The following is a 12093-nucleotide window of genomic DNA, read 5'->3' as shown; positions in this document are numbered from 1 at the left end:
GCCAAGAAAAAAGATGATCGTAAAATAAAGGGTGTTTTCAACCAAAAGGCATGATATAATGAAACCAATTAGAACCAAAAGGAGCCAATTGATGAATAGTGCACCAAAACTCAATACATTTCAACATCTAATCGGAGAACATCAAACTTTTCTGGAAGCGAAGCGAATCGCCAAGCAGTTCTCGTTATCGGAGCTTCCTGTCTTAATAACAGGAAAAATCGGAACAGGCAAAAATCACTTCGCACATGCCATACACTTGGAATCTTCGAGAAGCAATGAACCGTTTATAAGCGTCAATTGCAGCACCCATTCGGAAGAAACCCTTATTCATGAGCTTTTTGGCCCTAACGGAAACACAGGTGTTTTTCAAAAAGCGGTACGAGGAACCCTTTTTCTTGATGATGTATGGCGCATGCCTGCTTCTGTACAAGCTCAGCTGTTAAAAGCGCTTGATTCAGACACGGAGAAACCGCGAATGATCTGTGCTTCTGCAGACCGATCCGTGGAACATACATTCAGGCAAGACTTATTCTACAGACTGAACATTTTAACGCTCACACTGCCCGAATTATCGGAACGAAAAAGCGATATTCCGCTTTTGACACAGCATTTTCTCTCAAATTCTGGTCAGCAATTGTTAATCGATCCCTCCGTTTTTCCCGTGCTTGAGAAGCATGCATTTGAAGGCAATGTCAGGGAATTAAAAAACGCTGCAGATTATATGGCGGCAGTATCAAGCGGGGGAACGATTCAGCCATATGACCTGCCGCCGTATATTAGAGGCACGATAGACGGAAAAACGTCGAAGAAAAAAGCGAAACTGCTTACTTTAATGGAAAAAGCTGAGTTTTTGTTTATTTTGGAAACAATAAAAGTATTGAACGAAAAAGGAGAACCTGCCAGCAGACGGATCATTTCTGAACACAGCAAAAATACCCAAACCTCGTTAACTCCTCAGCAGGTCAGAAGCCGTCTCGACTATTTGGAGAAAAAAGATTATGTCACCAAAAGCCGCGGACGCGCAGGCACAAAAATTACCTTTGAGGGCTTGAGCTTTATAGAGACGTTAAAAAATCAAATGATCTAGCGATCGAAAGGAGAATGTACTTGTTTACAATCAAAGAAGAGATCGCCAATGCGATTACACACGGCATCGGTGTCCTCTTATCCATCCCAGCATTAGTGTTTCTAATCATATTTGCGGCTAATTACGGGTCTGCATGGGACATTGTCAGCTTTACAATATTCGGTGTCTCTATGCTGCTGTTATATTTGAGCTCCACCCTGCTTCACAGCATCACACATAAAAAAACGAAGGACATTTTGGAGATTATTGATCATAGCGCAATTTACGTACTCATCGCCGGAACCTACACGCCTTTTTTGCTTGGGCCGCTGAAAGGCACACTCGGCTTTACCCTGTTGGTTATCGTATGGTCACTTGCCCTAGGCGGAATCGTTTTTAAAATTTTCTTTGTGAAACGGTTTATCCTATTGTCAACCTTCGTGTATTTAGTCATGGGGTGGCTGATGATTATTGCAGTTAAACCTTTATATGCTTCACTGAGCGGAGCGGGATTCAGCCTCCTTTTTCTCGGCGGCATTTTATACTCTGTCGGAACCATCTTTTACATTTGGAAAAAGATCCCCTTCCATCACGCCATTTGGCACAGCTTTGTATTGGGCGGGAGCGCTGCCATGTTTTTCTGCGTGCTCTTCTATTGTGTAAAGGTGCCTTTCCTTTCGTAACAGTAACAGAAAAGCGCAGTCTTCACGACTGCGCTTTTTTATGCACGTAATTGTTTTTCATTGGCAGGTATATAAGCTTTTGAAAAGGACAATTCAATGTCTGCCGGTTTTAAGCGTTTAAAAAACGAGCCATTTTGCATGTTATCTGTTCCTTTCGTTTCCACCATCACCAACGGAAGATGATAGCGGGCCGCAAGTTCTACAGGATCAATAGAACCATCTAGTGAAAGAATCAGGCTTTGTCCCTTTTCCAGCTGTTTTGTCACATCTTCATATACCTTTTCTGAATCCCCGTCTGAAATCACATCCATCCGATCCAGCCATTGCCCGATAAAAGGCAAGCGGAACACTTTTGGGTTAGCGATAAAGCCGGCCGGTTCCTCAATATATCCAGCAATTAAGGCCAGTTCAGCCAAACGCAAACGGGGATGCACATACAAAACAGGACCGTGTGGTATTGGCTCTGGCTGATGGATCGTCACAACTGAACCGGAGATGCCGATACAGCCTTCTAAAAACGCCTTTGGCTGTTCGTACACAAGAGCCATCTGTTTTTTGTATGACAGACGGGGATCGAGCATTGTTTGATTAAATAATTGTTTCATATTTTTTAACAGCATATACACAATATAAACCACTAGAAGGCTGTAGCGAACCAATTAAAATCCTCCCGCTTTAGAAGAATTCTTTTTTTCATACATTAGAAATTCGTAATCATACGGGTTTTTTTCGTCTTTGGTCCCCTGCTCAGAAGAAACCAGCTTCCAATTGGATTCATCAAATTCAGGAAAGTGACGGTCACCCTCAAACTCGTGATGAATTTTCGTCATATACAGTCTGTCCGCATAAGGGAACAGGTCCGTATAGAGCTGAGCCCCTCCGATCACAAAGCATTCTTCAGGGCCTGAACAAATGTCCAGTACATCCTTTAATGAACTGACAACCGTGCATCCCGGAAATTCTGAATCCGGCGCTGAGGTAACGACAATATTTTTCCGATTTGGAAGCGGACGTCCGATCGATTCAAATGTTTTCCGGCCCATAATGATTGAATGGCCCGATGTTATTTTCTTAAAGTATGCAAGATCATTGGGCAAATGCCACGGCAAATCATTGTCTTTGCCGATAAGCCTGTTGGCATCCATCGCAAAAATGAATGAAATCATACGCTGACCGCCCCTTTTATATGAGGATGCGGATCATAATCCTCGATGATAAAGTCCTCAAATGCAAAGTTAAAAATAGAATCAACCTTTCTGGCGAAACGAAGCTTCGGAAGCGGTCTAACATCTCTTTCAAGCTGCAAATTGACTTGTTCAATATGATTTTGATAGATATGAACATCACCAAATGTATGGATGAACTCGCCCGATTCAAGCCCAGTCACATGAGCAATCATCATGGTTAGCAGGGCATAAGATGTAATATTAAACGGCACACCTAAGAAAACATCGGCAGAGCGCTGATACAGCTGACAGGACAGCTTGCCGTCAGACACATAGAATTGGAACAGGCAATGGCACGGCGGCAACGCCATTTTATCAATTTCACCAACATTCCAGGCGCTGACGATTAAGCGTCTGGAGTTCGGATTTGTCTTAATATCTTCAATAAGACGGGAAATTTGATCAATGGTTTCTCCATCAGCTCCCCGCCAAGAACGCCATTGCGAGCCATATACAGGTCCAAGTTCACCGTTTTCATCAGCCCACTCATTCCAGATTCGCACTCCGTTTTCCTGCAGATAGCGTACATTCGTATCTCCTTTTAAGAACCACAGCAGTTCATGCGCAATTGATTTAAAGTGGAGTTTTTTAGTGGTGAGCATCGGAAAGCCTTCCCGTAAATTAAATCTCATTTGATATCCAAAAGTGCTGATTGTTCCGGTCCCTGTCCGGTCTCCCTTTTTCTCACCATGCTCTAAAACATGTCTGCATAAATCCTTATACTGTTTCATTTTTTTTCATCCTTTAAAAGTAGTCTTCTAGTAGTGTAACACAATAAAAAATCATTTCTGAACCCAGAAATGATTTTTTTATAGTCAGCTGACAACAGGCTTTTCATCCTGTTCTTTTTCTTCATCTTGCAGATCCTGATGCGTATGTGCAATTCTGCTCGCCGCTGCTGCAGCAAGAGCTGCCACAATATCATCCAAAAAGGTGTGAATACCGTCTGGACTTTCATCAAGTTCCTTAATAATTCCAATCTTCTCTTTATCCAAATAACCGAAATTGGTCAAACCGATCGACCCGTACACATTAACGATTGAAAGCGGGATAATTTCATCTATGCCGTAAAGCGGTTCATCCGTTTCAACAAGGTGCTGCAGCGGCTCGGGGAGAAGCTTCTGTTCTGCAAGCTGATCGAGTGCAAGGCCTGTCAAAACAGCATGAATAATTTCACGTTTGTTCAGGACTTTTTCTACATTCTCCATGCAAACACTGAGCGGCAGATTTGGATTGTATTTTTCCTGAAGTTTTTGAACAATCCGTGCAATATCTTCTATCATAACGCCCCGTTTGTTCAGCATGTCCTTTGTTATATCGACCATTTCATTCATTGTGTACTTTTTCATGTCTAATGGCATCTCCTTTAGGCACTCATCCAGTTGGGAGGCGTGTTGCGGTCCCAGTAAATGCTCCCAAGCTCATGATGTGATTGAAATCCATCTTCTGCTGTATGATAATGAAAATTAAACCAGTAGCCGTCATGAGGCGGGTGGTCTCTTCGCACATGGAATCTGAGAAGATCTTCTCCAGTTGTCCGATTGTAAACGTTGAAAATTTTTTCCGTTTTGCCCGCTGAAGGCATGCTTGAGATCACAACATCTTGGTACGCCTCATCATCTTGCAATGTCGCTAAATAATCACTAATCACATTTTCGATTTTTGGCAGGATCTCTTTCCGATAGTCATCCTCAATGACAGGAGCGATTCTGCTGCCGAATTTTAAAAAGGACTGATCCTCAGCGCTGTCAAGGAGCTGTTCCTTGTACGATTGAAAAAGCAGTTCAGGATCTCGCCTGTCATCCGACTCATCATCGTACAGGTCATGCTCATCATAAAAAGCGGTGTAATCATTCTGCTCAAGACTGCTCGGCTGTCCGGAAGGCTTGTCCGCCATAAGGGCAGCCGGAGGAGATACGAGCCCGAACGTTACAATGGTAAATAAAACCACAAGGGTCTTTCTCATCCACAATTTCATGACTGCTTATTCCTCTCTATTTTATTGTCATGTTTCTCTTATTTTAGCACATCCAAAACATGCAAGTCATGTACTATATGAAACTGATATGCAAATTAGGAGATTCGTTGCTATGCACTTTGCGTAAAAACGCTTACAATATTGCATGAAAGGAGGCTTTCCGCATGATTGACGCTCTGTTTGCCACAGTTTCACTCTTAACATTGTTATACTTTGTCGTCATGGAGGTCACCGATTAACAGAAAGCCCGTGATATGAATCACGGGCTTGTTTGAATGACGCCATAATGGAACAGTGCTGTTTTTCTTTTCATGACGTTAAAACCAAACTGTTCAAACCGCGGGCTTTTCCAGTGGTCTTTTAGCACAACGCTTTTTCTGGCGACTCGTACCGCTTCATTGATACATCCTTCGTGCAAAACGGAATCCTCTGCCAAATCACGTAAAGGCGCGATGCCGTCAGAGGTTTCTACAGGTTCATGAAACATTGGATCGAAATAAACCACATCAACAGAGTTGTCAGGAAGCTGCTTGATGTGTTCAAAGCAATCACCATTCTTCACCTGGATTCTTCTCATCGCAGCTTGAAGCTCTTCTATACCCGTTTCCCATGAATGCAGCCCCGTCCTCACTAAAACAGACACAAGATGGTTTTTTTCAATCCCAACAACAGAACCCGTTTTGCCTACTGCCATACTTGCGATAATGGCATCTGACCCCAGCCCGAGTGTGCAATCTAAAAACGTATCCCCTTCAGATAAGCCGGCAGCCCGAAGAATAGGCTCTTTCTCCCCCTGTAAGAAGCGTTTGGCTCTGAACATCGCTGTATTCGGATGAAAAAAGAATTTGGCACCTTGTTTCGTATACAGCTCAAACCGCTCTTTGCCGACCACAAGCAAATCACGTTCAGCTGATTTCAGCAGGTGTTCAACCGTTTGTTTATTCCGGCCGCAGTATGGCATATTTAGCTCTTTAGAAAGCTGCTTTGCAGTTTTTATGGTGTGTTCAGACGGTCTATAGCTTGTTGTTATCATCTTCTGTACTCCCAAAAAGAAAATGCCCGGAGAACGGGCATTTAGCAGTGCGCATCGAAGGCAGCAGTCAGATTTTTCATGATTTCTTCCATATCGTGTCCTTCAATTTCATGACGCGGAATAAAATGTACGACTTCTTTGCCTTTCAAAAGAGCCATTGATGGTGAAGAAGGCTCCTGGCCAGTAAAATACTCACGCATTTTCGCAGTAGCTTCTTTATCTTGGCCCGCAAATACAGTCACCGTATTGTCAGGTGTTTTGTCATTCTGGAGGACTGCCTGTGTAGCCGCAGGACGCGCAAGGCCTGCCGCGCAGCCGCATACAGAGTTAACGACTACAAGAGTTGTGCCCTCTGCCTTTTCCATAAAGTTTTCTACTTCTTCCGCTGTTGTTAACTCTTCAAAACCTGCTCCAGTCAGCTCGCGGCGCATCGGTACGACAAGCTGGCGCATGTATTCTTCATAAGCCATTGACATAAAAAAAGCCCCCTCTAGTATCCTTCATCTGAAGTAAAGGATACTATAGAGAGGCCCGGATTTCAAATGTTCACACCTTAAAATAAAAGAAAGTGTCCCCAGCTATCTAGATTTTCATAATACCGCCAGTGTTGGCACTTGTCACAAGTTTAGAATAACGTGCCAGGTAGCCGGTTTTCACTTTCGGTTCAAAACCTTTCCAGTTCGCTTTTCGTTTTTCCCACTCTTCTTCTGGCACTTGTACATCCAAGATGCGTTTTTCAATATCAACGATAATATGGTCTCCGTTTTCAACAAAGGCAAGCGGCCCGCCCTCAGCTGCCTCAGGTGATACGTGGCCGATTGAGAGGCCACGGGAGGCTCCGGAAAAACGTCCGTCCGTAATCAATGCCACTTTTGGCCCGAGCCCCATTCCAACGATTTGGGATGTTGGCGCCAGCATTTCCGGCATGCCAGGTCCGCCTTTTGGCCCTTCGTATCTGATGATGACAACGTCGCCTTCTTTTACTTTTCGGTTGATAATGCCGTCAAGCGCCTCGTCCTGAGAATCGAATACGACAGCCGGCCCTTCGTGTCTTGTAATCCCATTCTGTACGCCGCCTGTTTTAATGATAGCGCCGTCCGGAGCTAGATTACCGAATAAAACAGCAAGGCCTCCCTTTTCAGTGAATGGTTGATCCAGCGGGTGAATGACGTCATAATCCTTTACTTCATGTCCGGCAATGGTTTCTCCAAGAGTTTTTCCTGTAACAGTCAGCGCATCTAAATGAAGCGCTCCTTCTTTCTTCGAAAGCTCATTCAGAGCCGCTGAAACGCCGCCCGCTTCGTGAAGATCTTCAATAAACACATCCGATGCAGGCGCCAGCTTAGCCAAGTGCGGCACGCGCTCAGCGACTTCGTTAATGCGTTCTAAAGAGTATTCAACGCCGGCTTCGTTTGCAAGGGCAAGGGTATGAAGAACGGTATTTGTAGAACCTCCGAGCGCCATATCGAGTGCAAACGCGTTATCAATCGCTTTTACTGTAACAATATCACGCGGTTTGATATCTTTGCGAATCGTTTCCATTAATTGCGCAGCCGATTTTCTCACAAACTCTTTGCGTTCCGGAGATGTTGCCAGAATGGTTCCATTACCCGGCAAAGCAAGACCAAGTGCTTCTGACAGACAGTTCATTGAGTTCGCCGTAAACATGCCTGAGCAAGACCCGCACGTTGGGCATCCGAACTGCTCTAGTTCTTGAAGCTCGTTTTCGTTGATTTTCCCTGCTTGGTAGGCGCCTACCCCTTCGAATACTGAGGAAAGGGAGATTTTTCGCCCGTCACTTGTTCTTCCTGCCGCCATCGGTCCGCCGCTGACAAAAATCGTCGGAATGTTGATGCGCATTGCCGCCATAAGCATTCCCGGTGTGATTTTGTCGCAGTTCGGAATACAGACCATTCCGTCAAACCAGTGTGCGGATACAACCGTTTCCACAGAGTCTGCGATAATTTCACGGCTTGGCAGCGAATATCTCATACCGATATGCCCCATTGCGATGCCATCATCTACCCCAATGGTATTAAATTCAAACGGAACGCCCCCTGCTTCTCTGATTGCTTCTTTTACGATTTTCCCAAACTCCTGCAAGTGAACATGACCGGGAACGATATCAATGTATGAATTACACACCGCAATAAACGGCTTGCCGAAATCCTCTTCTTTTACCCCTGCTGCACGAAGCAAACTGCGGTGCGGAGCTCTATCGATTCCTTGTGTGATCATATTACTGCGTAATTCTGCCATGGTGATCCTCCTAAATTCTTTCAATTGTTTGATTGGATTTTATTTTGACAATTTTCAGTTTATTTATGGGCTGTTTTTGCAAATAAGATAAATACAGGCCGCCCTCACCTTGTTTTGTTCTTTCGTGTTTTTATATTTATATAGCTTTCTTTCGATTTGAACCCTCCAACTATTAATATTGTTACTTACTATAAATAGTTTTCGGATATTTTTCAACAATATTCGAAATAATTTTTATAAAAAGTGAATTCACATAAAAAAGGTGCATGATCTGCACCTTTTTTATCTTTATTCGCCTTTTTTTCTGCTTTCCGTCATTTGTTTCCAAACAGAACCTTTTGCTTCTTCTCCATGCTCAATACGTTCAAGCGCCATTTTGACTTGAAGGCTGACCTCAAATTCGGGGTCATCTTCGGCAGCGCGCAAAGCTTCAATTGCACTTTCATCGCCGACTTCGTACAGGAACATGGCGGCACGCCAGCGAACAAGCTTGCTGGAGTCGCTTAATGACTTGATCATAGCAGGAATGGCTTGAGGATCGCCGATATCAGACAGGCAGTCTCCGGCCGTTCTTCTGACTGATACAGCTTTGTCCTCAAGTGCTTTATACAATAGAGGAAGAACATCAGGTGTTTCAATCATTCCTAAGTACACAACAGCCTGTCTTCTGATGGACACCTTTGGATCATCCAATGCCTTCTGTAAAACCGGGATATCCTCTTCTTTCGGATCCATCTGTTCCAAGTGTGCATAACGCTTTTTCCAGTCCTCATCATCCAGCATATCAAGCGTTACTTTATACGCTTTGCGCTGTACAGCTTGTTTTGCTTCGCCCTTTCCTTGAGCGGCTGCTTCAGTCAGTCGTTTCAGCCGTTCATCACTGTATGCCGCTTGAAGCTCTTCTGTCACATCATGGCCGATTTCATCAAAGTCACCGAATCTGACACCTTGTTCTTTCCAAGCCCGCTCAAACACAACATTGGAAGCTTCAGATCTAAGTTTTAAGATCGCCTGCTGAAAGCGTTCAGGTAAGCCGAAGCGTTCTTCCCGCTCTCCATCGGTTAATTTAACTTGCATAGGAATGCCGCTGAACATCTGCACAAAAACTTTTACCTCTCCAAAAGATTCTTGATCAGAACGATTTTCTTCTGCGCTTTCAGCACTTTCCATCCCAAATGCAGTGCGGACTTGCGGTAAAATGTCTTTCCAGTCGTATCTTGCATTCCGTTCAACAGCAAGAAAATCTGCGACGTGATATACCCCTTTAACTCCATCTATTTTAAGGATTTCCGCTATAACAAGCGGTGCACCTTCTGCTTGCTCAGGTTTATAGTTATTGCTTTTGCCCGCCGGAAGCTCTTCCGTTAAGATGACTTTCATTGTATTCGGGCTTGGTGTAGGTTCAATTGATTTTATCTTCATGATCGTCCTCCTATAGCATATCTGTGACTTATTCTATCATAGTCGCTCCAAGCCTTCTATTACGACGTTTCGGCATCAATCCCGGGTATGTCTTTTTCTAATTGGCGGACAAATTGAAGCATAAAATTGTGTCTTTCTTCTGCCAGTTCCCGTGCAGTGTCTGTATTCATCATATCTTTCAGCCGCAGCAGCTTATGAAAAAAATGAGCGTAGGCGCTTTGATCATCTCCATAAAGGCTATGCCCGTTTGCGCCCGCAAACATGAAAGCTCTCGCAATGCCGACAGCACCAATCGCATCAAGTCTGTCAGCATCCTGTACGGCTTTTCCCTCAATTGAGAGCGGCTCCTTCGCCAGCTTTTCCCTGTCTCGAAAGGACATCCTTGTTATAATATGAATCACCCTGTCAGCATTCTCTTTTCCTACTCCGAAAAAAACGAGCTGATCATATACTTCGCTCACAGAAAGCCTGACCGTGTCAGGCAGCTTCACATCAATTAAATCATGAACCAAAGCCGCCGTTTCAACAATGAACAAATCCGCTTTTTCCTTTTCTCCAATATACGCTGCAAGATCTGCTACTCTTGATACATGATGCCAGTCATGTCCAGAGCTTTCGTCAGTCAGGATAGATTGAACCCATGCCCTGATTTGCTCTGCCTGCTTCAATTCCTTCACAAAAACACCCTCTTTTTATTGCTCTAATAGCTTCACGATATCGTTTTCCAGCTCTTTCGGATTTGTATTTGGTGAATAACGGCCAACGATTTCTCCATTTCTATCCACTATAAATTTCGTGAAATTCCACTTGATCGCCTTAGTTCCCAGCATCCCTTTCGCATGTTCTGTCAAATACACAAACAGCGGGTGGGCGTTTTTCCCGTTTACATCCACTTTTGAAAACATAGGAAATGTAACACCGTAATTTGTTTCACAAAATTCCTGTATGTCAGCCTCTTCGCCAGGCTCTTGGTTCATGAATTGATTGCAGGGGAACCCTAAGATCTCCAGCCCCTCCTGCTGATATGTATCATATAATTCCTGCAGCTGCTTTAATTGGGGAGTAAAACCGCACTTACTTGCTGTATTCACGATCATCAGTACCTTTCCCGCGAAAGGCTGAAGTGTCATGTCTTTCCCTGTGATTGTACGTACCTTCATATGATAAATAGACATGTAAGTCCCTCCTATGTCCCTGGTGCTGATTATTTTACCTTTTTTAAATCGCAATTCAAAATGTAAACATCAATTAAGAACTCATAAGAAACCTAACGATATGAGCGTCCGTTCATTATCAATTCATATGGCTCGTTTTTTATCTTATCATTCTATAAAACATTACAATTCCCTCTGACATCTTTGAAAATCATTTTACTGTGAAACCAAAAGGCGTGTCAGTGCGTTTTATTTAAAGAGTTTTCTGTTGTTTCCCCCTCAACACGTATAGATAGATTGAAAATTGGCGTGAAAATTCCTATAATGAAGAAAATTAAACGGGGAAATAATGGAGGTGGCACGTTGCCTATTAATATACCAACACACCTGCCGGCAAAACAGGTGCTTGAAAGTGAACATATATTTGTAATGGATGAAAGCAGAGCATTTCATCAGGATATCCGGCCGCAAAAAATTATTATATTAAATTTGATGCCGAAAAAAATCCAAACAGAGACTCAGCTTCTCAGATTGCTTGGAAATTCGCCTTTACAGGTTCATTTCACATTTTTAATCCCAAGCACACACACGCCGAAAAATACTGCGAGAGAACACCTTGACGAATTTTACACGACTTTTTCCAATATCCGTCACAAGAGGTTTGACGGCATGATTATCACCGGTGCGCCGATCGAGCATTTGGCGTTTGAAGAGGTTTCATATTGGGAAGAGCTCAAGGAAATCATGGAGTGGAGCAAAACAAATGTTACTTCAACCTTGCATATTTGCTGGGGTGCTCAAGCAGGTTTGTACTACCATTACGGTGTGGAAAAAATTCAAATGCCGAAAAAAATCTTCGGTGTGTTCGAACATACCGTTCTTTCAAAACACGAAAGATTGGTAAGAGGTTTTGACGAGCTATACTACGTGCCGCATTCCCGGCATACAGATATAAATATGGAACAGCTTCAAGCAGTGCCCGAGTTAAACATTCTTACCGCATCAAAGGAAGCCGGGGTTTGCTTAATTGTGTCTAAAGACGAAAAACAAGTCTTTTTGACAGGGCACCCTGAATATGATACAAATACGCTTCTTCAAGAGTATGAAAGAGATTTGGAACGAAACCTTTCTACTGTCGAGGAGCCTAAACATTATTTTGCAAAAGGCAGCAACGAGCCAGTGAATCGCTGGAAAGCGCATGCCACATTATTGTTTATGAATTGGCTGAATTATTACGTTTACCAAGAAACTCCTTATGAATGGGACTAATTT

At 43.5% G+C, this 12093-nt stretch carries 14 protein-coding genes; 3 read left to right on the top strand and 11 right to left on the bottom strand.

The window, feature by feature from the left end:
- Nucleotides 1-91: 91 nt before the first annotated feature.
- Nucleotides 92-1087 (top strand): sigma 54-interacting transcriptional regulator, encoded by a 996-nt coding sequence (locus RAC86_RS27560; RefSeq protein ID WP_004399025.1) that lies wholly within the window; start codon nt 92-94, stop codon nt 1085-1087.
- A gap of 20 nt (nt 1088-1107) precedes the next feature.
- Entirely contained in the window at nt 1108-1749 is a 642-nt protein-coding gene (gene trhA / locus RAC86_RS27555; protein ID WP_004398522.1) for a PAQR family membrane homeostasis protein TrhA, read from the top strand.
- Between the two features lie 38 nt (nt 1750-1787).
- On the opposite strand, the gene RAC86_RS27550 is transcribed toward trhA, so the two are convergent.
- The 11 genes from RAC86_RS27550 to RAC86_RS27500 form a co-directional block, all read right to left on the bottom strand.
- On the bottom strand, nt 1788-2408 hold the full coding sequence (locus RAC86_RS27550) for a lysophospholipid acyltransferase family protein (protein WP_004398497.1): 621 nt from the start codon (nt 2406-2408) through the stop codon (nt 1788-1790).
- Nucleotides 2409-2915 carry a dihydrofolate reductase DfrA gene (gene dfrA, locus RAC86_RS27545; protein ID WP_088326321.1) on the bottom strand — a complete coding sequence of 169 codons (507 nt, stop codon included), beginning with the start codon at nt 2913-2915 and terminating at the stop codon, nt 2409-2411.
- Nucleotides 2912-3706 (bottom strand): thymidylate synthase, encoded by a 795-nt coding sequence (locus RAC86_RS27540; protein WP_377886234.1) that lies wholly within the window; start codon nt 3704-3706, stop codon nt 2912-2914. Before RAC86_RS27540 ends, dfrA begins: the two co-directional genes overlap by 4 nt.
- Before the next feature lie 84 nt (nt 3707-3790).
- Nucleotides 3791-4324 carry a phosphatidylglycerophosphatase A family protein gene (locus RAC86_RS27535; RefSeq protein WP_003230797.1) on the bottom strand — a complete coding sequence of 178 codons (534 nt, stop codon included), beginning with the start codon at nt 4322-4324 and terminating at the stop codon, nt 3791-3793.
- Nucleotides 4325-4341: 17 nt separating this feature from the next.
- The gene (locus tag RAC86_RS27530) at nt 4342-4953 is read right to left on the bottom strand and encodes a YpjP family protein (RefSeq protein ID WP_009967559.1); all 612 of its coding nucleotides are present in this window, start codon (nt 4951-4953) and stop codon (nt 4342-4344) included.
- A gap of 259 nt (nt 4954-5212) precedes the next feature.
- A complete protein-coding gene (locus tag RAC86_RS27525; RefSeq protein WP_377886233.1) occupies nt 5213-5986 on the bottom strand; it encodes a class I SAM-dependent methyltransferase in 774 nt (257 codons plus the stop codon).
- Between the two features lie 41 nt (nt 5987-6027).
- The gene (gene brxA / locus RAC86_RS27520) at nt 6028-6462 is read right to left on the bottom strand and encodes a bacilliredoxin BrxA (protein ID WP_003230794.1); all 435 of its coding nucleotides are present in this window, start codon (nt 6460-6462) and stop codon (nt 6028-6030) included.
- A gap of 106 nt (nt 6463-6568) precedes the next feature.
- Entirely contained in the window at nt 6569-8245 is a 1677-nt protein-coding gene (gene ilvD, locus RAC86_RS27515) for a dihydroxy-acid dehydratase (RefSeq protein WP_009967560.1), read from the bottom strand.
- Between the two features lie 288 nt (nt 8246-8533).
- Entirely contained in the window at nt 8534-9667 is a 1134-nt protein-coding gene (locus tag RAC86_RS27510; RefSeq protein ID WP_004398677.1) for a conserved virulence factor C family protein, read from the bottom strand.
- 59 nt (nt 9668-9726) lie between these two features.
- Nucleotides 9727-10344 (bottom strand): Mn(2+)-dependent (deoxy)ribonucleoside pyrophosphohydrolase, encoded by a 618-nt coding sequence (gene hdhQ, locus RAC86_RS27505; protein WP_015251859.1) that lies wholly within the window; start codon nt 10342-10344, stop codon nt 9727-9729.
- 15 nt (nt 10345-10359) lie between these two features.
- Nucleotides 10360-10842 carry a glutathione peroxidase gene (locus RAC86_RS27500; protein ID WP_015251858.1) on the bottom strand — a complete coding sequence of 161 codons (483 nt, stop codon included), beginning with the start codon at nt 10840-10842 and terminating at the stop codon, nt 10360-10362.
- A gap of 342 nt (nt 10843-11184) precedes the next feature.
- Here RAC86_RS27500 and metA point away from each other — a divergent pair, with 342 nt between their 5' ends.
- Nucleotides 11185-12090, top strand: a complete 906-nt coding sequence (gene metA, locus RAC86_RS27495) for a homoserine O-acetyltransferase MetA (RefSeq protein WP_015714134.1) — start codon at nt 11185-11187, stop codon at nt 12088-12090.
- The last annotated feature ends 3 nt before the right edge of the window (nt 12091-12093 follow it).

The organism is Bacillus sp. LR_5 (genome assembly GCF_042709275.1).
Note: the sequence above shows the minus strand (reverse complement) of the source record. Positions and strands in the feature narration are given on the sequence as shown.